The following is a 21,888-nucleotide window of genomic DNA, read 5'->3' on the forward strand; positions in this document are numbered from 1 at the left end:
GCTCTCAACCTGAGGACTGGCCCGTGAACCGGTGCCAGTCTTCGGGTTCATCCACGTCCCATCGTTGCGGAAGTAACCTGAACGACAGACCCGCTTGCGTAAGGCGGTCACAGGTTTGCGACAACGCGTTTTCCGTTCCCCAGGCCACGTCGGCCAGCATGCCTGGGATGACCCGGCGAGCACCGATGAGAACATAGCCGCCGTCCTCCGACGGCCCCAGTACCACGTCCACCTCGTCCAGCGCAGCCACGGCCGTTCGCACGTAGTCCGCATCCACGGAGGGGCAATCACTGCCCACAATCATCGCCTTGCCAAAGCCACACAACCCTGCGTCCAGTGCCTGTGACATGCGTTCCCCAAGGATGTCGCCCTCCTGTACAGCCTGAGCAACCCCGTGAACGTCAAGCCGTTCCAGTACAGGAGCAGCACCCGTGGGCACATTCTCCAGCGCCCGGTCCCACAGGAACTGGACGGTATAACCACTGGCCACCAGATTATCGAGCACAGCCAGACTGAGCCTGACGTGTGCCGCCATTGCCCCCTCGGCGCCCAGTGCCGGCATCAGACGGGTTTTCACCCTGCCCGCCTCCGGCCACTTGGAAAACTGCATAACCAGCACTGAAGCATCAGGATTGACGGGCATTACGAACATCCGATCGGTAGAGGGTAACAAGGGTTTCCGGCGAGTCGCCGCGCCAATAGCGCCAGCGCAATCGCCACATCAGCAGGATGGTACGCCAGGCACCTTGCTGTTCCCAGCGCCGGCTATCCGTGACCACGGGATCGGTAATACGGAAAGGTCGTGACACCAGCCTCAGGCGAGACGATAGTTCCACATCCTCCATCAACGGCATCTCTTCAAAGCCACGCAAGGCCTCGAACACCGGCCGACGCACGAACAGAGCCTGGTCGCCAGTGGCGATACCCGTCAGCCAGGAGCGTTGATTCATGAACCAGGCGATCACCCGGTACAGCACTCTCTTGCCGCTGAGACGCACATCAAACCGCCCCCATGCCTTACGGCTGGCATTAAATTGCTCCAGTGCCGCCAGCGTAGAATCCGGTAAACGGGTATCAGCGTGCAGGAACAGAAGGACATCGCCACGGGCTGCTTGTGCGCCGGCGTTCATTTGCGGCGCCCTTCCACGGCCACACTGGATGACACGGTCACAATGACCCTGCGCCAGCCTGGCTGTTCCATCATCACTGCCACCGTCCACCACAATGACTTCATGGCCCGCCGCTCTGAGCGGCTGCAGATGATCCAGGGTGTCGCGAATGGTGGCGGCTTCCTGCCAAACAGGCACAATAACGCTTAAACGCAACGGCTGGGGCGGTGTCTTGGAAGTGTGCTGTGCTGCTGTCTTCAATGCGCCTGGTATCCCCTGTGCCCGATCAAACCGGTAGCTCGCTCGCCTCAATAAACTGTTTCAACGCTACCGCATTATTATGATCTGTATCTTTGGCTGCAAATACCAGCGTGATTCGTTCGTGCTTATCAACGTAGGATGCCAGAGTGCGCAGGTCCGCACGATCGGACGATGCCAGTTCCTGCAGGTACTTTTCACGAAACCCGTCCCATCGGGCCGGGTCATGGCCAAACCACTTACGCAATTCAGTGGATGGGGCCAATTCCTTCAACCACTCGGCCAGACAGGCCTTTTCCTTGGCAACGCCTCTCGGCCAAACCCGGTCAACCAACAGCCTCGGACCATCAGAACGGGCCGATTCATCATAGGCACGCTTCAACCGAATTTCTGTCATAGCGATCTCCTTCTATTCCGGAAGTATTCCCGCAAGCCCTTGAGACACATCACTCAGCCCGCTATCATACCCGCCTTCTGACGATCAGCCCCCGTAGCTCATCTGGATAGAGCGTCCCCCTCCTAAGGGGAAGGTAGCAGGTTCGAGTCCTGCCGGGGGTACCAAATCAGCGCCTACCCCGCCCCACAAAATATCCTGAAAGCCCCGCACTGCAAGACTTCAAGATCAACCATAGCACACAATATACACCACTGCACAATACTAGACGTACCCACAAATTGAGGGTACTGTTGAGGGTACTTGGTCACTCATCGACCAACGGTACCCGCAATGATGCACAGGTGGCGCGTATGGCGAGAGAAATCAATAAGCTGACCGACAGCATGGTGAAGGCTGCAAAATCCGAAGGCCAGAAAAGGCGGAAACTCGCCGACGGTGGCGGCCTAACTCTAGTCATCAAACCTGAATCAAAAGTATGGTGGTTCCGCTACCGGTTTGGCGGAAAGGAAAAGACCCTAAGCCTGGGCAGTTATCCAGAGGTTTCACTCAAGGAGGCCCGGGATGGACGAGACGCAGCCCGCAAGCTGGTAGCGCAGAAGAAAGACCCCGTGACACATCGACGCTCAGAAGGTGCCAAGAACCTTTCAGCAGCCAGCAATACCTTCAAGGCCGTGGCGGAGGACTGGCTCAAGCTCCAGAAAGGCCAACTCAACGACAGCACCATAGACGTTACCCGCAACCGCCTGACCAAGTGGATCTACCCACACCTTGGCAGTATGCCGGTCACAGATATTGAACCTCCCCTAGTTCTGCAGGTACTGCGCAAGATCGAAACCAAAGGCAAACACGAAACCGCACACAGGATGCGCCAGAGAGTCAGCCAGATTTACCGTTTCGCCATATCCGAAGGCAGAGCCACCCGCGACCCCGCCGCCGATTTGCGGGGACTTCTGAAAGCGGTACCCGCAAAGAATAGATCTGCCATCACGAAGCCGGAAGAACTCGGAGGCCTTCTCAGAGCCATGGAGGCCTATTCAGGACAACCGGCAACCTGCGCTGCCCTCCAGCTTGCCCCGATGCTGTTCTTGCGCCCTGGCGAGCTCAGGAAGGCCGTTTGGCCCGAGATCGATCTGAAGGCCGGCATGTGGATTGTTCCCGGCGAAAGAATGAAAGGCACGATGAAAGCCAAGCGGGCCGGACAAGTGCCAGACCATAAAATCCCCCTACCCCGCCAGGCCATCGAGATTCTGAAACCCCTTGAGAAACTCACCGGTCACAGGCCGTACGTTTTCGAATCCATCAAGCCGGGCCGTCCCCTCTCCGATAACACCATCAACACCGCCCTGCGAAGCATGGGCTATGACAGTGACACGATGGTAGGGCATGGCTTCAGAGCCACGGCTTCAACGCTCCTTCATGAGATGGGCTGGCCTCCAGAGGTCATTGAACTGCAACTGGCACACCGTCAGCGCAACCAGGTTGCCGCCGCCTACAACCGGTCCGCCAGGCTGGACGAACGGAAAGCCATGATGCAGCAATGGGCGGATTACTTGGACAATCTGAAAAAGGGCGGCTCAGTTGTGTCGTTCAAAGCGGTGAAGCAATGAACAATCGAATCGAGGACCTTCTGCCTAAAAGATTCAAAATGCTTGTAGAGTTTCGTCGTGGAAATATGGAGCCTCTCATCGACTGGATCGAGAATAGCCCTGACAGCTTTCGATCGCTTAATCTCAACAGAGAAGATAGGAAACGCCTCGCAAGGGCACTCAGAACCGGCTCGCCATTGACCAGAAGTGAAAAACGTGAGAACAGCGAAGCCTGTCAACATCGCGACGGCTATCTCATCTGCTCCGTGTTCTATTGGATCGGAGCAGGACTCCCTGGTTTTTCGCTCACCTCCGAAAACACCGCTTTCCATGCAGCGATAAATGATTTTGAGGCAGAGGTGTCTTTACATCCGAAAAAAGAGCCATTCGACAAAAATTTGTTCAGAGGCGCGCCTTTCAGAACAGCCGAGAGTCTATACAGGCATGCATGGAAGCCTTTTGTGAACCGCCTAAATAGCGGGAGCGCCACAAACTCGGATTTTAGCCTCCTGTTTGGTGGATTTATTCAGTTCGCATTTCGCGGCCTAACAAATTCAAGCCCCAAGCCCGAAGAAATAAGAGATCGACTTCAATGGTTTCAAACAAATTTTCACGTACCAGGGGCCGGGTTTTTGCTTTCCTATAACGGTCTGAAAAGGTTCCGCGAACTATTGGATCTAGCAAATATACAGGGCAGCGAATGGAAGCCCTACCTCCATCTCACCGGAGCACGCGACCGATCCGACAAAATAATGGGCGAGCTTTTCTCTGACTGATGGACAGATAGCCCTTCACTAGCCGTCCATTATGGAAGCAATCCCCTGCTGATTTACTGATTCCCGTGTACAACACTGGATGAGGTTAATCAGCAATGACCGAAGCAAACCGCCCCGCATCAAACGTAGACCGCCTTTTACGGTATCGAGAAGTTGAGAACGTGACCGGCTTTCGCCGTTCAACAATCTACTTCTGGATGAGCAAGGGCCTATTCCCGAAACCCCTCAAGATTGGCCGTGCCATCGCCTGGCGCGAGCGTGACATTCAACAATGGATGGACGAGCGAGCGGAGGCGACGGCATGAGACCAAGCAACCGCTTTCAGCCTGGCTGGTTCTTCAAAGACGAACACCCTTATCTGGCGCTCAGCCATGTACCAAAAGTCGCCAACATGACCGCAATTGACGTTGAGTGCGCCATCACAACCGGCGACCTCACTGAAGAGCGTGTGGCCGGGTGCAAAGCGATAGCGCTTCTAGAGCTAATTGGTTTCCTGGAAAGAAGAGCGATTCTATCGGATCGGGAAAAGGGGGGCCGCGCATGACCGACCAACAAAAAGCCCCCGCCGGCCGCAATCCGGACAGGGGCTCCACAGTCACTTCCAAAGCACGCAATCAGACTATCACAAATCGCCTGCACTCGCCGCGCCAATACAGAGCTCTGAGGGAGCTGCTGACGGGGCCCCGCTCAGTCCGCCAGCTATTCGACAGCGTTGGTTGTAATGGCGTCCCTCAGCTTGTTTCCGCATTGCGAGACAAGGGGCTTCAGATCGACACCGAAGAACGAAAGGGCCAAGACCGAGACGGTAAACCGGTGGCGTTCTGTGTTTACGTGCTTCACAGGGATTCGCGCCGGAAAGCCTTCCGTTTGCTGGCGGATTACGCGGGGTAAGGTATGGGCCGGAGCCGAAATAAGGGCGAAAAGCTGCCCTTCGACAAGGCTGGCGGTGTTATCGCTATACAGCGCCGCTTGATCCAGTCGAGGCCCTACTTGGGCCTCTCACCCCAGGCCAAAACACTCATGGTTCTGATGCAGTCTCATTGGGACGCTCAGGGGCCCGTAGACTACGGAGTGCGAGAAGCTGAGGCCAAGATCCCCTGTTCCCGAAAAACAGCCATGCGCGCATTCAAGGAACTGGAAGAGGCCGGCTTCATCGTCAAGATCGACGAGAGCCTGTTCAGTTCCAGGACGGAATCCAAAACCCGAACATGGCGCCTTACGTGGATGCCTTGCTGGAGAAACCGAGCACCGACGAACGATTGGGAGAACGCTTCCCGTGGTGAAAACGAGGCTGCATAAAAAAGTTACCGGTGTATTTTCGACACCTCTGGCACATTCACAGGTGTCGTTTTTACACCATTGCAGAAAAATCAGGCCTGTTTTAAAGGCCACAGGTGTCGTTTTTGCTACCTGTGGACCCCATTTTTCAATGTCTCAGGTGTCGTTTTTACACCACACCTACATAAGCCACCCACAGAAGTTTCTATTAAGCCTTTATGACCGAAGGGAAAGCGCGCGCGGGTCGAAAATGCGGCTGCGTGCTCGAACGTTTTGAAGGTCACTTACAGGAAGACGATACCGGCAAACTTCCGACTGCGCTCAGGAAATGAATAAGGCTTCTACTTGGTAAAGGCCTGTCTGCCAGGGCTCTGACAGCCTTCAGCGACCTATGAGCAGAAAGCCCAATACCCTCAGTGAATAAACACTGTTTATCCACACATATATCAAAGCAAAAATGTTATAATTGTAGAACAGTCCGACAAAATTAACAGGCCAAAGATTGTCAGACAAAGACACAGCAAAACGCAAGGATGCGTTAACCATTTCGCTTTGAGGTATCGATATGGCACGCACAAAAGGCGCCACCAACGCCAAGCCCTCCAAGAAAGCCCTCAAGACCTATTACGCAATGCTCCGTAGCGCTGCAGACCACGGTGACCTCGCCGCAGCCGGCAAACTCATCGAACTGGACCACCTCGAAAAACAGCGTCAGCTTCAAGCAGAGGAGAAACACCAATGCGGGTAACAAAATTCCACCCAGAGCTTGCCCCTCCCCCACTTGGGAAAAGCTTCGAGGAAGGCACAGAACCCACCGGTGATGGCTGGGTAGATCACCCTTCCGAATTCCCCAACACCAAGGTTTACCTCTACCACCCCTGGAAAGCGCCACGAGGGGAAACGTTCGAACAGGGCGAAGAACCGCAAGAACCCGGCTGGGTAACCTCCAAGAAACACCTTCCGACTATGCCGGATCCACTAGGGCCGATTTACAACGAGAAGCGAATTCCTGCCCTCGTGAGGGTTGCTGAAGTGCTGCGTGCTCGAGGCTTTCCCGAAGTTGAGATCAAGAGACACGTGGAGACGGTTAACCAGCGGGAATGCTTGCCGGCAGTAGAAGTGCACAGCCTTGATGAGGTTGTTCAAGGCACAACGCCAATTGGAATGCCTCACCTAAGCTTTGTTCTACAGGACGTTGTAGAGGAACTGGCCAGGCAAGGCAAACCCATAGAGGCCGCATACGAGACGCTGAACGACTTGAACGCCAACCGGGGCAACAGCGCGCTTGGTGACGATGACATGCAGCAATTCTACAACCGCTTTTCCTGAAGCAGCTGGCCGGGAGGCTTCAATGGTGAATCCATACAACGAGATTGCAGACCAGATCGACCAGAAAACGATAGGAAATGATAAGTCAGCAACACCGGAGAGACGCCGACCGCTGGCGCCACCCAACCCTTACGAGGCGTCAATCAAGAAGGTTGAACAGCAAAGGAACGTGCTACTAAACCGCGCACTGAAACGCGCAATGAGTAGCCCGCCTGATGAGATTGCTGAGGTAATCGGCCTTTCCAGAGCCACCGGACTGAACCCCGAAATCGTCAAAGGTCACAAGCAGGAGGTGGAGTTTCGAGCCAGGCAGCGCGAGACCGGCGCCCAGGTGGCTGCACTCTCTCACCCTGGCCAGGAATGGCTCACAGAAAAGTACAACCTGGATCTGTCCCGAGATGACCTTGCCAACATTAAGGCTCTTGATGACGCCATCCAAAACCGTGACTACTACGAACAAACCGCTCTGGAGCGAAATCTAGTCACTCCTGTACGCGATGCCCTTCTCAGCATTCGGTCTGCCTTCACCTCGCAGAAAGCCGCGGCCAATGCTCCGGTGATTCCGGTGCTCGAGCAAGCTGAGGAAATCCTCCAGACTCAGGGCCGGGAAAAGGCCCGCGAGTGGGCCCAAAGAGACGAGCGAGTCCGGGAGCTCGGCATTCACTCCAATGTCGATTACTTCCTCAGACAGTCGGAGGACAAGCGCCAAGAGCTTCTTGGATACCGCGAGCAATCAGCCACAGAGGCCGCACAAGCGACGGTAGAGACCGAGACAGAGCGCCAGGGACTGCCGAGAAACCCGCGCCTGACAGAAGCTGAGGGCTTCACTGGTGTCACCAGCGCAATCTTCAACAATCCTGAAATCATCCTTCAGGAAGCAACCCGGGCTACTGCCCTCTCCTTGCCGATGCTCGCCATGGGCGCCGCTACCGGTGGCGTTGGTGCCGCTGCCATTGGGTTCGAGACAGAGCGCAGCCTGGAAATCCTCAGCCGACTGCAGAAAGCCGGAGTAGACGTTACCGACACCGATGTACTGCTGGCGGCCTTCGCTGATTCTGACCTGATGGAAGAAATTGGGGGCGAGGCCGTTCTGAAGGCAGGAGGCGTAGCCGCCATGGATCTGCTGAGCTTCGGAGTAGCCGGTAAGCTGTTGGCGCCAGCTGCCATCGGCTCCAGAGCGCTAACAGGGCCGCAACGAGAATTGCTGAACGTCATGGCCCAGGTTCCGGTTCAGTCAGCCTTTGAGGGCGGTGGTGAGGCCCTTGGCCAGCTGCTGGCGGATGGTGAAGTGGATGGCGCTGAAGTCGCCATTGAAATGATTGCTGGTGCTGCCACTTCTACGCCTGAAGTTGCTGTCTTCGGCGGCCGCAGAATAGTTGAGAGTTTCACCCGCAAGGCCCTGGACTACAGGACGGCAAAGCGAGACCGGGCCTATCTCACCGAAGTGAAAGACGCGGTGAACCAGACCAAGCTACAGAAGCGCGACACCCAGGCCCTGAAGGAACTGATAGCCAAGCTGAACGAGCAGGCACCAGCGAAAGAGGTGTTCATCGGCGCTGAAGACTTCCGAGAGCTGTTCCAATCCCGTGACATGGATCCTGATGAATACGCCGGACGAATGGACTCTGTCGGCAATCAGTACGCCGAAGGGCTCGCCACCGGCTCTGATATCGCGGTATCCATGGAGGACTTCGCCTCAATCATTGCGCCCCTGGAGCTGGCAGAAGACTTTATTGAACTCGCCAGAACGCAACCGCTCGGCATGAGCCCGGCAGAGGCTGAGGCCTGGATGAGCGAGGAAGCGCGGCCGGCGCTGGACGATGTACTGAGTGCGCAGAAGGATGAACTGCTGGCCTCCGGTGACCGAGTTTTTCAGGAAGTTACCCAGGCACTGACCGCTACCGGCATGGAGCGCCGCACCGCTGAGCGCAACGCCACGCTCTACCGGGCATTTTTCGAGACTCAGGCCGAAAGCGAAAGCCTGGATCCTTACGAGCTGTTTCGCTCTTACAATCTCGACATTACACGCGAGCTTCCAGAAACGCTGAAAGCCGATAATCTGGACGCACTGAATCCATTACTGGATGCGCTCCGCGAGGAACTGCAGAGCGCCACCACTGAAAGCTCACATGCTGATGAACAAACGGGGACGACTACTCCCGGTACTGAACGCGCCACGGACCTGAAAAAACTTGAAATTGAACTTGAACGCCTCGGCCTTTCCGTTACGGAGATGGACAACGATTCTATCAAGGCTGCCCTACGAAGTTTGGACAGTCAGGCCTCGACCGATACGGACACGGTGCTCTCCCAGGACTCAGAGGGTGACGAGACCAGCGGAAAGAATCGGGGCCGTATCCGAATCAACCGCAACGACAAGCGCTTTCAGATTGAACTTCTGGAAAACGCCAACTTGTCTACGTTCCTCCATGAGTCAGGCCACTTCTTCCTCGAGGTCTTGGGTGACCTGTCGAGCCGGGAAAACGCCAGCGACCGGGTAAAAGCCCAATATGAGAGCCTACTGGATTGGCTGAAAGTGTCTGACCGGGATGCGATAGCGACCGACCAACACGAGCAATTCGCCCGAGGCTTCGAAGCCTACCTAATGGAAGGCAAGGCCCCCACTCCTGAACTGCAATCCATATTCTCACGCTTCCGCGCCTGGCTACTTTCGATCTATCGAAGAATCAGCCGTCTCAATGTTCAGCTATCGGGTGAAGTGCGCCAGGTAATGGATCGTATGCTGGCAACGGATGAAGCCATAGCTCAGGCCCGCGAGGGTGCTGCCTATTCCGCCAGCCTGTCCGATATTGAAGCGTTGAACTGGACTGAACAGGAGCGAGCCCGCTACCAGGATTTAGTCACCCGGGCACGAAACGACGCTGAGGAGACGTTGACCCGCCAGCAAATGGCGGACTTGGATAAGGTTAATCAGCGCTGGTGGAAACAGGAGACCAAACGAGAGCGAGAGAAAGCCCTCAAGGCGATGAACGAGGAAATGCCTTATATCGCCCGCGCTATCCTTCAAAAGGGCGTCCTACCGGACGGTAGCGCCCTTCCCGAGCCTCTACGCGCCATGAAACTAAGCCGTCAGGCCTTATCGGAGATTTACCCAGCTGACAGCGACGTATGGAAGCAGCTGAAGGCGATGAAAGGCACCTACATCTACACCAGGAAAGAAACTGGAGTGCACCCGGATATCTTGGCCGAGGTACTGGGCTTTGGCTCAGGTGATGAACTTGTGAGAGCCGTTATCCAGACCCAGCCGATTGCTGACGAGGCGCAGGCCAGAGCAGACGCCGCAATGAAAGCCGCCTATCCGGATCTCAGTCTCAGCGGTGAAGCTTCACAGGAAACAGTTGAAGCCATCCATAACGAGAAGCAGGCGGAGCTGTTACTTACTGAACTGAAGAAGTTGCACAGTTTGGGCAACCGAACCGGACGCCCTCTCACGCCCGCCAGGATGCTGAAAGAGACCGCCGGCTCCGTTATCGCCGGCACACGTGCCAAGGACATCAGACCTGACCTATACCGTCGTGCTGAGGCGAAGGCCGGACGAGAAGCGTTTGAGGCCGCCGTTCGGCAGGACTTCGAAAGCTCCTACAGAGCGAAGCAGCGCCAACTATTGAACCACTACCTTTACCGAGAGGCCAGACAAGCTCAGGAGGCATCAGAGAAGGTCTACCAGTACGCCAAAGGCTTCAACCGGAAAAGCACACGAGAGCGCATTGCAAAGGCTGGAGGCGGTTACCTCGAACAGATTGACGCGATTATTGACCAGCACGAATTCCGCAGGGTGTCGGTCCGCCAGCTGGACCGTCGCCAATCTCTTCGAGCATGGGCGGATGAGCAGCAAGCGAACGACCTGCCACTCGATATTCCCGAAGAAGTCCTTGAGCGCTCGCAACGGGTCAACTATCGGGAACTCACGATGGAAGAACTGCAGGGCGTTTATGACTCCATCCGAAACATTGCCCATGTTGCGAACTTGAAAGGCCGTCTGCTCAAAGACCGACAGAAGCGGGAACTGGAAGAGGCCCGTCGCCAGGCCGTGGAAGGCATCAACCAGAACGCCAACCGTAAAGCGAAAGCAGAGGTCGAGACACGCCTGCCCTTCCAGGAGGCCGGCTACATGGTGGGTAATTACCTTGCTTCACACCGGCGCCTTTCCAGCCTGATACGTGAAATGGATGGCGGAAAAGATGGGGGCACTCTCTGGCAGTTGGTGATGCGGCCATTGAACGAAGCCGGCGACCTGGAAACCGAGCGAACGCGAATCTTCAACGAAGCACTGGCCAAGCAGTTCAAGAAGTACAACCCGGGCGAGCTGTCGCGCTTCTATCGCAAAGAGTACATCCCAGAACTCGACTACAGCCTGAGCAAACAAGGGCTTCTGATGATGGCTCTGAATGCCGGTACCGCCGACAACTGGCAAAAGCTCGTTGCCGGGTATCAACAGCGCAAAGGATGGACCGAGGAGCAGATGCGGGCCGCCATAAACCGGCTTGAGAAGCGAGATTGGGAGTTCGTGCAAGGCGTTTTGGATCTGGTGAACAGTCTCTGGCCAGACATCGAAGCGAAAGAGAAGCGGGTGAAGGGAATCGCCCCCGAGAAAGTACCAGCCCAGCCGATTCAAACGCCCTATGGCACCTATGCTGGCGGCTACTTCCCTCTAACCTACGACGAGCGGCAAAGCGAAAAGGCGTACTCCGACCGGGTGAAGGAGATGGCAGAGAAGACGATGCAGGGAGCGTTCACGGCGGCCACGACAAAGAGAGGCTTCACCAAGTCCCGGGTTGAGGGAGTAGTTCTGCCGGTGCGCCTGGATTTCGGCGTCATCTTCGAGCACTTCAATGAGGTCATCCACGACCTGACCCACCATGAAGCGCTATTGGACGTGAACCGCCTGCTGCAATCGAAGTCTGTACAGGAATCGATCTACAACTCTTATGGCAACAACGTGTACCGGACCATGAAGGCTGCCGTTGACGATATCGCAGCCGGGGACGTGCCGGCCATTCACGCCCATGAAAAAGCGCTCAAACACCTGAGAAACGGCGTCACTATCGCATCAATGGGCTGGAATATCGGAACAGCTGCAATGCAGCCACTCGGCATCACAAACTCCATCGTGCGAATCGGGCCCAAATGGGTTGGCCGTGGCCTCAAGCGATGGCTTGGCGATGCGGCAAAGATGGAGAACACCGCCAACTGGATCTTTCAGGTATCCCCGTACATGAAAGACCGGGTGTTCACTCAGAGCCGGGAGATAAACGACATCCGCAACCAGATGCGGGGACGCGGAAAACTTTCTTGGATCGAAGATTCTTATTTTTGGTTCATCACCCGCATGCAGATGGCTGTTGATATCCCGACCTGGCTTGGCGCTTACGAGAAGGCCCAGAGCGAGGGAGCGAACGAGGCAGACGCCATCTCAATGGCTGACCAGTCGGTGATCGATGCCCAGGGCGGCGGCCAGATTAAAGACCTGGCCCAGATTCAACGAGGCCACCCGGCACTGAAGCTGTTCACCAACTTCATCAGCTACTTCGTCACCACTTGGAACCTGATGGCCGAACGGTATCGCCTGAACAAGTTTGAGAACCTTTCAGACGCCGGAAGATTCGCGACAGATTTCCTCCTGCTCTACACGGTGCCCGCGATTCTCGGTTACTACGTGTCCGGCGCCATTAGGGGCTTTGGGGGTGACGACCTGGAGGATCCAGAAGAGATGGCGAACGTCCTGGCCAGAGAGCAGCTGTCCTACATGCTCGGTGGCTTCATAGGTATTCGGGAGCTCACGTCAGGCATTCAGGGTTTCTACGGCTACTCTGGACCGGCCGGCACCCGGTTCTTCAGTGAGGCAGTCGGAACCATGAACCAGGTGAGCCAGGGAGAGGCAGACGCAGCCTTTGCCAAGTCAATGAACGACATGGCCGGCATTCTGTTTCACTATCCGTCCGGGCAAGTGGAACGCTCAGTTGAAGGCGCAGGCCTGATACTCAACGGTGAGACCATGAATCCTTACGTATTGCTCACGGGCGAGAAACGAGAGTAGAGGGAGTTTTCGGAGTCCATAAAAAGGAACTCAGAGCGCAAGGAGGCGCTTTATTCCATCTTGGCGAAGTAGCCAACTATCAAAATGAAGAGAGTAATCACAACAGCGCTGCCAACACCAACTTGATCCCTAAAAACACCTATCCATAAAGAGAAAATGACGCAGCCTACAACCACCCATTTGATACCAGAATCACGGCTATCCATAAATTCGCCTTCAAACCAACTCGTTCCGGCGCATTACGCGTGGGTCCCTGTCGAATGAGCCATACCGCGAGGCCAGAGCAGCCACGCGGTGAACGGCAAATTTTCGGGCATGTATAGCGCCTCACCAGTTAAAAAGAATCAGGGCCTATAAACAAGAGCTTAACCCTGTGACATTTGAGTAGATCGACCCGAACTTCCCCGCCCGGGCCATGCAGCAACCTGGCAACGCCCCGCCCCATTCGCTCACGGATGAGCCCCGCTCCACGCGGGACAACGGAGTTTTGCGAGTCCATAAAAAGGCAGGGATGCCGAGCATTTCTATGAGCATAAAAGCATCAGTCGGAGGTTGCCGAGACTGGGAAAATTCTCGATATATACCAAGCCTGTATGCCGAGCATCCCTATGACGGCGAAACCGGCAGCCCATCTCATCAATATTGAAGCATCGTAAAAAAAGTAGGCAATGACGACCCCCGACAGGCAAGCGGTCACATTGGCCAAAACTGCCAGAAGAAAAGAAAGTGCCTGAAAGCTGACATTTCGGAAAAATAGCCAACCAGTGTAAAGGTGTGCGAGAAGATACAGAGCGGGGACCAAGGTGCCACCAGCCAAACCAACATCGAAGTAAACGCCATCCATGATGACCATCCGCCGTCCCTCATAAAGAACAGACCCGCTCAACCACAAGGCAACCAAAGCGCCGACAAAAGCGGTGATTGCGTACAATGCAATTTTCATCAGAAAGCCCCTCACACCTCGCAAACCACTAGCCGGAAACAATTCAGGCTCAAAACCTTATTGCTACCCTCTGAAACTAGCACACACCACAGCCCGCCAATCTAATTCCGGCTATGTTAGAAAGCCTGGTCACTTTCAGGCCATTGAATTCTGATCTGTGCGCAGCAAAGTGCGCACCCCCTACGCGGGGGGATCAAAGGTGCGCACAACAACACAGCATGTCGCTCTGCTTGAGTTGCGGGCGTCCAGGCCTCCGGCAGCAAATAAATCTTGTCTACCAATCTCGTAGCAGATCATAAGCGTTTACGCGGTTTTCAATGGACTGGAAAGGTACTCACGAAACGCAGGCCGTGAAGGGTGTCGTGGATCGCCAGGCCTCGTTGCATGTAGAAAAAGCCAGAGGATGGTTGTTGTATGAGTTACCACCAGCGCCCGCCACGCCTGAATTGTGCGCATCAAAACCTACAACCGCGACCCAAGATTGTCAGACAACCTCGCAGTAAATCATAAGCCCCGGACCGGCCGGGGCTCACGCTCTCAGGTTACCTTTCAGTTATTTTCATCCCAACTAGTTTCATTGTCTCCCGCTGAGCAAGCTCCATGTTGGCCTTCATCTGTCCGAGATAGTTTTCGAGGGCATTAGAATTGATTTGCTCCCCGCCATCGCGCTCCGCTGCAACATAAACCATCATCATCAGAAGCATGGCGTCTGTTTGGCTGTGCAGCATACACAGCGCATCAAGTGGATTTAGCTCCTCTTCATTCATGGCCTGCCCCCTCGTTTTCGCGTCCGTTTTCGCTCGCAAGTTGGCATACACGTTCACCCAGAACTTCACTTGCCTGAACGAGACCACCGAGGACATAATCTGATTCCATCCAATCGGGGCAGCCTTGCAGCGTACGCTCTACCAAAATTCGTTGCATAAGCTCGGATACGACAGTGCTGGCGGCGCCGACCTTTTCCAGCTCATCATTTTGATCTTTCAATCGGGCATTCATCGTGCCGCCCGTCCTTTCGCTCTCAGGCAGCGCTTTCTGAAACCCTGCCGTCAGGTCTTCATTATCCAGGTCTTCGAATTTGAACGACTTGGCATGATTGATTGCTTCAATAGCAGCTTCTTTATACTCTGCCAGGAAATCCTCGTCCCTGGCCTCTAGCAAAGCCTGGCACAATTCATTCGCGTCAGAGATTGAATTATAAGCGCTGTCCAGCATGGCCTGTATTGGGTCTTCCGGAGAGCCGTGATTTAACATCTGCTGCAAGTTTTCACGGTCACGCATGAAGAAAAGCAGCGACTCAGTATCTAGAACGCGTGCTCTGAGGTCATCAAGTTTGGCTGAATGCTTATTCATAGGTCACGTCTCCATTGATGGTTTTGGCAATGCAGCGCGTGATTTTGCGGGTACTTTTGAGGGTACTCGGAAACCTCAATCAACAGCCACGCCATATAAAACATAGCCTTAAATCAAGGTTTCGGCTCCTGCCGGGGGTACCACCACAGCATTAAAATCATATAGTTACAGCTCAAAATACAGCTAACCCACCAACCTACCCCTCAACCCCAAAACGATCAATTTTTAGCCAAAACCTTTCACCCCCAGCCACATAAATTTTATGACTTGGCGATCGCCGTTTTTCAATGGGGGCGATATCTCTCTGTTTTGCCTGATATTCAAGCACACGGTCCGGCCAAAATCTATTTGCTTGCTAGAACGACGAAATGGGGTAACGTCGAAATAGGTCTCGAATGACGTGACCAATTCAACAGGCAAGCAGAGGATACTCCAAAATGATGAAACACTTGATTGAACAAATTACCGACCTGCTGAAACAGGCGAATACACTGGCGGAGACTCTCGACAATTTCGAGCTGAGCACGGCGGAACTGAAAGTGTCCTGCACGGATGGCACCAGGCTGGTAATTGGCGATACTCTCCAGAACTACAGCGATGGCACTACCGGTGACAGCTCCCTGTCACAGCTAACACCCGCGACCGCCAGCGCTGCGGACCAGCTGGGCACCATCAAAAAGAACGTCTGGTTCTGATCGGAGGGATTCAACATGGATTTCATGAAAAAGACCCAGAACCTGGCAGCCACGCTCACCAAAGAGTTTGATTGCGAAGAGATCAATCTCACCGTCCAGATGCGACGGGGAGAGGACTGGATTACGCTCGATCTTTTCCAGAACTCTGAGGAGCCCAATAAGTTCTACGCGACCGTTGACTACTCTTCCAGCCAGCAGGTCCAGATCGGTTCCGGAAGAATCCTACACTGAGACGAGAGCCCATCCTCCTAAGACTAAAAGGCGAGGATGGGCATTTACGTTTGCCACCTCTCACCTAAGTCCCTCTTAGATTTCAAAAACCACCCTCCCTGGTATATGCTGACTCTCACTCTGTCTGAAGCTATAGCTGCGGAACTGCCCCCCGCAAAGCCGCAGTCACAGAAAATGCAGCCCAAAGCACACAAGAGAGTTGCGGAATACAGGGACGTTCATGTCTGACTTCGATTTCAAGAAACAAGTTCAAGATTATTTCGCAAAAGGCCCCGCCATCGTGCTGGGTAGCGGTGCATCAGCTGCTTATGGGATACCTGGCATGGGCCAGCTCGGCACTCACCTCATCGCTACCGTAAAAACGGACGATTTGAGTGGCGAAGAGATAGAGGGATGGTCTCTGTTCTGCGAACTCCTGGAACAGGGCACAGGACTTGAGGAAGCGTTACACAGAGCACGACTCAGTACCGCCATAACATCTCGCGTAGTAGAAAGTACCTGGGAACTGATATGCCCAGCAGATGAGAAAGTATTTTTGGAGGGTGTGGCAGACAAAAATCGCTTCGCTCTCAGCGATCTTCTTAGACAGATCGTAAGAAGTGACATTAACGAGATATCGATAATAACAACCAATTACGACTGTCTGGCAGAATATGCCTGTGAGCAAATTAAACTGCATCACTTCACGGGGTTCTCCTTCGGCGCTCTGAGAACCATGTCTCCAAAGGGCCGGGTCAGAACTGACAAACAGGCCAACATTTGGAAAGTTCATGGCTCTATTGACTGGTTTGACGGGCCCGACAAGACAACCATTGGTCTTACTCGAAGCAGATCAATACCAGCCGAGCACATCCCAAAGATAGTGACACCGGGCATTGAGAAATATCGGCTGACCCATGGTGAACCCTTCAGAACAGTAATCCAAGAAGCTGACAGAGCAATAATGCAAGAAAAGAGCTATCTCTGCGTGGGCTTTGGATTTAACGACGAACATATTCAACCGAAGTTAAAAGACCGGTGCACAAGCGACCGCATTCCAATTACGGTCATAACCCGGGACTTAACTCAATCCGCCCGAGAATTCCTGCTCCAGGGTGATATTAAAAATTACATCGCCATTGAGCGCGGTGCCTCGGATAATGAGTCAATCGTCTACAGTTCACTTACCGAAGAACCGATCACGGTCCAAGAGAACCTTTGGAGCCTTGATGGCTTCAACACAATTATTATATGAGGTGACACAGGATGTCTTTATTCGAATACACGGCTGAGGATGCATTGGGCACGGTCTTGGCTGTTGACACAGGGACAGTGACCGTGGAGGTCAAAGATGCCGACCACCTTCGAAGACTTCAGGTAAACCGACTGGTCGCACTGCAGAGTAAGCCCGGAAGACACATGATTGGTTCAATTACAAACGTCACTCGTAAGCGTCTTCCGGGGTTGGATGAGGATACTGACGAAGCTCAGGAACTAAATCTCTGTAAAATCGCGCTCATCGGAACAATGTTTGATCGTGAAGGAGAAAAACGCAACGTCTTCCGCAGAACACTGGAGAGCGTCCCCGAGATCGATGCTTTGTGCTTCGCACTGGAGGGGCAAGAACTAACCAATTTCATGAGGACGCTCGCTAGTGTCGCTGCTGATGGCAGCTCACTAAAACTGGGCACCTATACACTTGATGAAAATGCAGAGGCTTTTCTGAACGGTAACAAATTCTTTCAGAGGCATGCATTCATTGGAGGGAGCACAGGTTCTGGAAAATCGTGGACAACTGCAAAAATCCTGGAACAGATGTCTACTCTCGCCACTGTGAACGGAATCGTTTTCGATGTGCACGGGGAATATAAACCTCTCAAAGGAGATCGGATTCAGCATCTACGAATCGCGGGACCTGAGGATATTGAGCGATCTAGGGGGCTGAAAGACGGTGTAATCCACCTGCCCTATTGGCTGCTTAGCTATGAGGCTTTGACATCGCTTTTTGTCGATCGGACTGATCAGAACGCCCCCAATCAGGCAATGATAATGGCCCGGGAGATCAATGCTTCAAAGCAGCGTTATCTCCTAGGCAAAGGCAAGGATGATGTTCTTGCCAATTTCACGATCGATAGCCCCGTTCCGTTTGGGCTAGAGGAGTTTCTGGATAGTCTGCGGGAAATCAATGAAGAGATGATCCCGGGTGCCAAAGCTGGAACTACCAAACAGGGCGATTTCCACGGCAAACTTTCCAGAATGATCTCGCGGCTAGAAAATAAAACCTCTGACCGTCGACTTGGCTTCATGTTCCAAGGCGGTCCCGCGACGCTGGAGTTTGATTGGTTGCAACTACTAACCGAAACGTTAATGGGTGCCGCGTCTGAGACAGCGTCAGGCGGCGTAACGATTGTGGATTTTTCAGAGGTTCCTTCGGACGTATTACCGCTTGTGGTTTCGCTCGTTGCTCGAATGGCTTTTTCGATTCAGCAATGGACGCCTCCCGATGACCGACACCCACTTGCCATCCTATGTGACGAAGCTCATGTCTATATGCCGCAACGGGGACAAGCATCTTCTGCAGATAACGTTTCTCTCGACATTTTCGAGAAAATCGCTAAGGAAGGCCGAAAGTACGGTCTCGGGTTAGTAGTAATCAGCCAGCGCCCTTCTGAAGTAAACAAAACGTTGATCAGTCAGTGCAGCAATTTCATCTCTATGCGATTGACCAACGCCGAAGACCAACAAGTTGTGAAGAGATTGCTTCCCGACAGCCTCGGTGGCTTCAGTGATATTCTTCCCACTTTGGATACTGGCGAAGCCTTGGTCGTGGGCGACGCAAGTCTTTTGCCAACACGGATAAGAGTGGACGAGCCATTAAACAAGCCCAATAGTGGAACGGTCGATTTCTGGACCGAATGGCAAGCCCCTGTTGCTAAAAACCGACTGAAATCGGCTATTGATAACTGGCGAAAACAAACATTGCAGTAGGCCCAGATGTCTTTAGATCTACGCAACCAAATAAGGTCGGTAGACGGGATCCTTTGTCAAAGTATCTGTTAGAGGGATCCCGCAGGGCATCCCTGTCGACCCTGAGCACCAATTTCAACACACCCAATATCAGTTGCAACCAGCGGTCGGATCAATGTACAAAGAGGTTAACATCTTCTTTACGGAATATTTAATCCTCAAAAATAGCTCGACTCCTGCAACTGTGTGATGACGTCAAAGGCGAGCTGTTCATCCCTATCAAATGCCGTATCGAGCATTTCGGTGTGTCGTGAATCTGGATAAGCTCCGTGTAAACAGGCTAGCTCCTGTACGAATGGCTCCTCACTACTCATTAAGTCGGAGCCAGATTTCCACTCTGCAAAATCATTGATTGGAGCCCGATGGCCATCAATCCCATCAAGCCTGAGTCCATTTATAACTAGCATCGCCGCGCCTTGACTTTGCACCTTGCCTAATCGTTCAGCACTGCAACTTATTTGGTACCTCCCGGTCCGGAGTACTTGAGCTGCTGCATTGACGGCATTCGTTCCCAGATTCAAAACCTCGGTCACATCTCTTGTGGCGATTGCTCTGCTGACCCGAGAGATGAGAAATAACTCTGGGTGCTCTTCCAGCTTTCCAGCCATTGCTAGCAGCTGGTCGTCCGGCAGAAGGTAAATCAGTCTGCCGGCAAAATAACGAAGCTTTGGGATAGCCCGTTTTCGTCCAAAGCCACTTGCGGGCACGTGTTCCAAATGGCTATCGAGAGCCTCGGTATAATTACTCCGTGCCAGCAATGCTTGGCGTACCAGGGATGCTACCGAGATTTCCTGAATCCGCCTTCTTGCCCAGCTATATCGACGAGCCCAGTCGTATGTCCGTTCAACAAAAGATGACTCGGCAATGGCGCTTTCGTAATCCAAGAGGGGGAGGCGAATTCCATTGTCTGAAAAAGCCCGATGAAGCTCAGCTTTCAGTCCGGGCTTGTAAAGGAGCAGCTTTTTTATATTCGAGACAAGCTCCATCCAAAGACCGCTGTCTGAATTTGAGAAATCATTCTCTCCTTCTAACCAAGTCGAGGCTGAAACCCTAAAGTCTTTATCCCCGGTATGAAGTTCGAGTTCAAGTTCACCCATCAATTCAGAGAGGCGATGCCTTCCATCCGCGGTTCTGCCCTTCGTACCAGCTATTACAACGTCATCCACGTAACGCCAATAGTGACCCGGAAATTCTGACTCCATCTTCTGGTCGATTTCATCCATCACCAAGTTTGCGACGAAGTGGCTGAAGGCAGGCCCAGTCAAAATCCCCTGCGTCCCCGAACGCTCTGAGATCAAGCCATGGTCATGGATTATCCTTTCCCCTAGCTCAATCCAACCCGGCTCAAGGCCCGCCAGCTCACTGCGTTTCTTCCATACTTGCAGTGCCCTATCTATCTTTATTGATGGGTAGAATTTTTTGATATCTGTGTACAAGAGAAAGTCGACGTCGTCACCGTGGCTCGCCGCTGCAATTGATCGATGTCGCTCCCGAAATCCATTGAAGTACGGCTCGAATATGCCGTCTTCCGAACCATTTTGAGGAAGGCGATAGCTATACACACAAGACCGGGCTTGAAAGGGCGCTTCCACAGCACACCGGTTGATCAGAGCAGCTTCGGCGTACATCTCTGTGGGGGAAGGTATATCTATTCGTCTGTGCAGAACTTCCCCCTCGTCATCAACCTCCTTGAAATGCTGAGATCCGAAGTAAGGTGCGTTGCTTCGAGTCCGAACCAAATGCGTCGCTATCTCATTCGCCCACCGATCTCTGCGGGCACACCGATTATTTAGAAAATATCGCAGCCCAACATAGGCTAGAGTGTCTCTCCGTCGATACTGGTTGATTGCCCGCAGTGCCAGAGTCTGAGCCCTCATTCCGCACCACCTACTCTCGGCAAATCGAATCGAACAACAGTTAGGTTCGAACGAACTTCATGGTCTTTCAGCGGATGCTTAAACTGACTCGTTGAGGAAACAAACTCAACATCGTCCAAGTTCTTGCCACTACCGAAGAAAACAGAGAAGCTGTCCTTGAACCATTTCGTTACTTTTCCAAAAAAGCCGGACTCGCTAGTGACGTCGTTTTTCCCTGGCTCGATCCAAATAGCTGTACTAAAGATTTCATCGGTGCTGTGCCTGAAAATCTCCTCGAACTGTGGTTTGGCTTTCTTCCAATTACCACTCGAATTCAGAAAGCCGGAAAAGTTGGCCAAAATAACCATTCGGGCAGCTGCGTTTTGAGAGTGGAGGGTCATTTTTCGAACCAAGTTCGACGTCGAGAAGGCATCCAAAGCATTCCAAGGCAGTATGTGAAGCTCAATGGTGATAGCCTGATCTGCCAAATCTTTTTTGACACTATGCAGCATCGAGTTCGCGTAACCTCTGGAAAACTCTGAAAGCTCTCCAGCAAGGATTACCACTGTAAGAGGGTTCCTCGGAATCCGTTCTTGCTTGCGAAGCTCTGCCAGAGTTGTCAGTACCGTGAGGATGGACGCCCCTGCACCTGCGGGGATATCAGCGATAAAAACGCGGTTGCCAGAAAACGTTTGATAGAAAGCGTCAGAGATATCATCTAACTTCCCTTTTGGATCGAGCATTAGCATCGATACCCTTGCTGACGAGCCAGTGAATCGCCACGTCAAATGATCTTTAGAGTCCTTCTCAGTCAAACCACCGATTAACTTTTTTGGCGCAGGTTGTTTGGCTTTATCGAGCAGTCCATGCTTCTTGAGGAGCTCTGTCCATGAAGAAATCAACATGGGAGGCAGGTGAATCATTGAGGATACCGAACACCAGAGCTCTCCCGGTATATCTTGGCTCCCCACAAGCCGTCTTTTACCACGCGTGAACAATTCCATGCGTACTGC

At 53.4% G+C, this 21,888-nt stretch carries 22 protein-coding genes and 1 tRNA gene; 14 read left to right on the forward strand and 9 right to left on the reverse strand.

What is annotated here, in order from left to right:
• Positions 1-4 precede the first annotated feature (4 nt).
• From JJO78_RS04290 to JJO78_RS04300, 3 genes are read right to left on the reverse strand one after another with little or no spacing between them, the layout of a single operon-like run.
• A complete protein-coding gene (locus JJO78_RS04290; protein ID WP_273622886.1) occupies positions 5-643 on the reverse strand; it encodes a TIGR04282 family arsenosugar biosynthesis glycosyltransferase in 639 nt (212 codons plus the stop codon).
• Positions 627-1,370: a TIGR04283 family arsenosugar biosynthesis glycosyltransferase gene (locus tag JJO78_RS04295; protein ID WP_228712231.1), complete on the reverse strand. Its 744-nt coding sequence runs from the start codon at positions 1,368-1,370 to the stop codon at positions 627-629. The genes JJO78_RS04290 and JJO78_RS04295 overlap by 17 nt, the downstream gene beginning before the upstream one ends.
• A 25-nt stretch (positions 1,371-1,395) precedes the next feature.
• Positions 1,396-1,764 carry a DUF488 domain-containing protein gene (locus JJO78_RS04300; RefSeq protein ID WP_273622892.1) on the reverse strand — a complete coding sequence of 123 codons (369 nt, stop codon included), beginning with the start codon at positions 1,762-1,764 and terminating at the stop codon, positions 1,396-1,398.
• 87 nt (positions 1,765-1,851) lie between these two features.
• On the opposite strand from JJO78_RS04300, the gene JJO78_RS04305 reads away from it, so the two are divergent.
• The 10 genes from JJO78_RS04305 to JJO78_RS04350 all read left to right on the forward strand — a co-directional run bounded on the left by JJO78_RS04305 (position 1,852) and on the right by JJO78_RS04350 (position 12,791).
• Positions 1,852-1,928 (forward strand) — tRNA-Arg (locus tag JJO78_RS04305).
• Between the two features lie 186 nt (positions 1,929-2,114).
• Complete coding sequence (locus JJO78_RS04310) at positions 2,115-3,371, forward strand: tyrosine-type recombinase/integrase (RefSeq protein WP_273622894.1); 1,257 nt, start codon at positions 2,115-2,117, stop codon at positions 3,369-3,371.
• Positions 3,368-4,126 (forward strand): hypothetical protein, encoded by a 759-nt coding sequence (locus JJO78_RS04315; protein ID WP_273622896.1) that lies wholly within the window; start codon positions 3,368-3,370, stop codon positions 4,124-4,126. The genes JJO78_RS04310 and JJO78_RS04315 overlap by 4 nt, the downstream gene beginning before the upstream one ends.
• A gap of 95 nt (positions 4,127-4,221) precedes the next feature.
• The gene (locus JJO78_RS04320; protein WP_273622897.1) at positions 4,222-4,431 is read left to right on the forward strand and encodes a helix-turn-helix transcriptional regulator; all 210 of its coding nucleotides are present in this window, start codon (positions 4,222-4,224) and stop codon (positions 4,429-4,431) included.
• Positions 4,428-4,670: a hypothetical protein gene (locus JJO78_RS04325; RefSeq protein ID WP_273622899.1), complete on the forward strand. Its 243-nt coding sequence runs from the start codon at positions 4,428-4,430 to the stop codon at positions 4,668-4,670. Before JJO78_RS04320 ends, JJO78_RS04325 begins: the two co-directional genes overlap by 4 nt.
• Positions 4,667-5,017: a hypothetical protein gene (locus JJO78_RS04330; RefSeq protein ID WP_273622901.1), complete on the forward strand. Its 351-nt coding sequence runs from the start codon at positions 4,667-4,669 to the stop codon at positions 5,015-5,017. The genes JJO78_RS04325 and JJO78_RS04330 overlap by 4 nt, the downstream gene beginning before the upstream one ends.
• A 3-nt stretch (positions 5,018-5,020) precedes the next feature.
• A complete protein-coding gene (locus tag JJO78_RS04335; protein WP_273622902.1) occupies positions 5,021-5,425 on the forward strand; it encodes a helix-turn-helix domain-containing protein in 405 nt (134 codons plus the stop codon).
• Between the two features lie 544 nt (positions 5,426-5,969).
• On the forward strand, positions 5,970-6,152 hold the full coding sequence (locus JJO78_RS04340; RefSeq protein ID WP_273622904.1) for a hypothetical protein: 183 nt from the start codon (positions 5,970-5,972) through the stop codon (positions 6,150-6,152).
• Positions 6,143-6,733, forward strand: a complete 591-nt coding sequence (locus JJO78_RS04345) for a hypothetical protein (RefSeq protein WP_273622906.1) — start codon at positions 6,143-6,145, stop codon at positions 6,731-6,733. Before JJO78_RS04340 ends, JJO78_RS04345 begins: the two co-directional genes overlap by 10 nt.
• 22 nt (positions 6,734-6,755) lie before the next feature.
• Positions 6,756-12,791, forward strand: coding sequence for a hypothetical protein (locus tag JJO78_RS04350; protein ID WP_273622908.1), 6,036 nt, complete (start codon positions 6,756-6,758; stop codon positions 12,789-12,791).
• A 50-nt stretch (positions 12,792-12,841) separates the two neighbouring features.
• On the opposite strand, the gene JJO78_RS04355 is transcribed toward JJO78_RS04350, so the two are convergent.
• The 4 genes from JJO78_RS04355 to JJO78_RS04370 all read right to left on the reverse strand — a co-directional run bounded on the left by JJO78_RS04355 (position 12,842) and on the right by JJO78_RS04370 (position 15,087).
• Positions 12,842-12,997 carry a hypothetical protein gene (locus tag JJO78_RS04355; RefSeq protein WP_273622909.1) on the reverse strand — a complete coding sequence of 52 codons (156 nt, stop codon included), beginning with the start codon at positions 12,995-12,997 and terminating at the stop codon, positions 12,842-12,844.
• 335 nt (positions 12,998-13,332) lie between these two features.
• Complete coding sequence (locus JJO78_RS04360) at positions 13,333-13,734, reverse strand: hypothetical protein (RefSeq protein WP_273622911.1); 402 nt, start codon at positions 13,732-13,734, stop codon at positions 13,333-13,335.
• Between the two features lie 542 nt (positions 13,735-14,276).
• On the reverse strand, positions 14,277-14,501 hold the full coding sequence (locus JJO78_RS04365) for a hypothetical protein (protein WP_273622913.1): 225 nt from the start codon (positions 14,499-14,501) through the stop codon (positions 14,277-14,279).
• Positions 14,494-15,087 carry a hypothetical protein gene (locus tag JJO78_RS04370; protein WP_273622914.1) on the reverse strand — a complete coding sequence of 198 codons (594 nt, stop codon included), beginning with the start codon at positions 15,085-15,087 and terminating at the stop codon, positions 14,494-14,496. Before JJO78_RS04370 ends, JJO78_RS04365 begins: the two co-directional genes overlap by 8 nt.
• Before the next feature lie 437 nt (positions 15,088-15,524).
• Here JJO78_RS04370 and JJO78_RS04375 point away from each other — a divergent pair, with 437 nt between their 5' ends.
• The 4 genes from JJO78_RS04375 (at position 15,525) to JJO78_RS04390 (ending at position 18,980) form a co-directional block, all read left to right on the forward strand.
• Complete coding sequence (locus tag JJO78_RS04375; RefSeq protein WP_273622916.1) at positions 15,525-15,782, forward strand: hypothetical protein; 258 nt, start codon at positions 15,525-15,527, stop codon at positions 15,780-15,782.
• Between the two features lie 15 nt (positions 15,783-15,797).
• Entirely contained in the window at positions 15,798-16,013 is a 216-nt protein-coding gene (locus JJO78_RS04380) for a hypothetical protein (protein WP_273622919.1), read from the forward strand.
• Between the two features lie 220 nt (positions 16,014-16,233).
• The gene (locus tag JJO78_RS04385) at positions 16,234-17,247 is read left to right on the forward strand and encodes an SIR2 family protein (protein ID WP_273622921.1); all 1,014 of its coding nucleotides are present in this window, start codon (positions 16,234-16,236) and stop codon (positions 17,245-17,247) included.
• A gap of 11 nt (positions 17,248-17,258) precedes the next feature.
• Positions 17,259-18,980: an ATP-binding protein gene (locus tag JJO78_RS04390; protein ID WP_273622923.1), complete on the forward strand. Its 1,722-nt coding sequence runs from the start codon at positions 17,259-17,261 to the stop codon at positions 18,978-18,980.
• A 197-nt stretch (positions 18,981-19,177) separates the two neighbouring features.
• Here the strand turns inward: JJO78_RS04390 and JJO78_RS04395 are convergent, their stop codons facing one another.
• Both JJO78_RS04395 and JJO78_RS04400 read right to left on the reverse strand, forming a co-directional pair.
• On the reverse strand, positions 19,178-20,611 hold the full coding sequence (locus JJO78_RS04395; protein WP_273622924.1) for an RNA-directed DNA polymerase: 1,434 nt from the start codon (positions 20,609-20,611) through the stop codon (positions 19,178-19,180).
• A 281-nt stretch (positions 20,612-20,892) separates the two neighbouring features.
• Positions 20,893-21,879 (reverse strand): hypothetical protein, encoded by a 987-nt coding sequence (locus JJO78_RS04400; protein ID WP_273622926.1) that lies wholly within the window; start codon positions 21,877-21,879, stop codon positions 20,893-20,895.
• Positions 21,880-21,888 lie beyond the last annotated feature (9 nt).

The organism is Marinobacter sp. DS40M6 (assembly GCF_028581595.1).
Taxonomy (GTDB): Bacteria; Pseudomonadota; Gammaproteobacteria; order Pseudomonadales; family Oleiphilaceae; genus Marinobacter; species Marinobacter salarius.

What these genes read in the sequence shown, in the direction of transcription:
- JJO78_RS04315 (WP_273622896.1), top strand. Translation starts at nt 3,368, where the DNA reads ATGAACAATCGAATCGAGGACCTTCTGCCTAAAAGATTCAAAATGCTT.
- JJO78_RS04355 (WP_273622909.1), bottom strand. Translation starts at nt 12,997, where the DNA reads ATGGATAGCCGTGATTCTGGTATCAAATGGGTGGTTGTAGGCTGCGTC.
- JJO78_RS04320 (WP_273622897.1), top strand. Translation starts at nt 4,222, where the DNA reads ATGACCGAAGCAAACCGCCCCGCATCAAACGTAGACCGCCTTTTACGG.
- JJO78_RS04345 (WP_273622906.1), top strand. Translation starts at nt 6,143, where the DNA reads ATGCGGGTAACAAAATTCCACCCAGAGCTTGCCCCTCCCCCACTTGGG.
- JJO78_RS04330 (WP_273622901.1), top strand. Translation starts at nt 4,667, where the DNA reads ATGACCGACCAACAAAAAGCCCCCGCCGGCCGCAATCCGGACAGGGGC.
- JJO78_RS04365 (WP_273622913.1), bottom strand. Translation starts at nt 14,501, where the DNA reads ATGAATGAAGAGGAGCTAAATCCACTTGATGCGCTGTGTATGCTGCAC.
- JJO78_RS04325 (WP_273622899.1), top strand. Translation starts at nt 4,428, where the DNA reads ATGAGACCAAGCAACCGCTTTCAGCCTGGCTGGTTCTTCAAAGACGAA.
- JJO78_RS04375 (WP_273622916.1), top strand. Translation starts at nt 15,525, where the DNA reads ATGATGAAACACTTGATTGAACAAATTACCGACCTGCTGAAACAGGCG.
- JJO78_RS04360 (WP_273622911.1), bottom strand. Translation starts at nt 13,734, where the DNA reads ATGAAAATTGCATTGTACGCAATCACCGCTTTTGTCGGCGCTTTGGTT.
- JJO78_RS04370 (WP_273622914.1), bottom strand. Translation starts at nt 15,087, where the DNA reads ATGAATAAGCATTCAGCCAAACTTGATGACCTCAGAGCACGCGTTCTA.
- JJO78_RS04310 (WP_273622894.1), top strand. Translation starts at nt 2,115, where the DNA reads ATGGCGAGAGAAATCAATAAGCTGACCGACAGCATGGTGAAGGCTGCA.
- JJO78_RS04400 (WP_273622926.1), bottom strand. Translation starts at nt 21,879, where the DNA reads ATGGAATTGTTCACGCGTGGTAAAAGACGGCTTGTGGGGAGCCAAGAT.
- JJO78_RS04340 (WP_273622904.1), top strand. Translation starts at nt 5,970, where the DNA reads ATGGCACGCACAAAAGGCGCCACCAACGCCAAGCCCTCCAAGAAAGCC.
- JJO78_RS04290 (WP_273622886.1), bottom strand. Translation starts at nt 643, where the DNA reads ATGCCCGTCAATCCTGATGCTTCAGTGCTGGTTATGCAGTTTTCCAAG.
- JJO78_RS04380 (WP_273622919.1), top strand. Translation starts at nt 15,798, where the DNA reads ATGGATTTCATGAAAAAGACCCAGAACCTGGCAGCCACGCTCACCAAA.
- JJO78_RS04385 (WP_273622921.1), top strand. Translation starts at nt 16,234, where the DNA reads ATGTCTGACTTCGATTTCAAGAAACAAGTTCAAGATTATTTCGCAAAA.
- JJO78_RS04300 (WP_273622892.1), bottom strand. Translation starts at nt 1,764, where the DNA reads ATGACAGAAATTCGGTTGAAGCGTGCCTATGATGAATCGGCCCGTTCT.
- JJO78_RS04390 (WP_273622923.1), top strand. Translation starts at nt 17,259, where the DNA reads ATGTCTTTATTCGAATACACGGCTGAGGATGCATTGGGCACGGTCTTG.
- JJO78_RS04350 (WP_273622908.1), top strand. Translation starts at nt 6,756, where the DNA reads ATGGTGAATCCATACAACGAGATTGCAGACCAGATCGACCAGAAAACG.
- JJO78_RS04335 (WP_273622902.1), top strand. Translation starts at nt 5,021, where the DNA reads ATGGGCCGGAGCCGAAATAAGGGCGAAAAGCTGCCCTTCGACAAGGCT.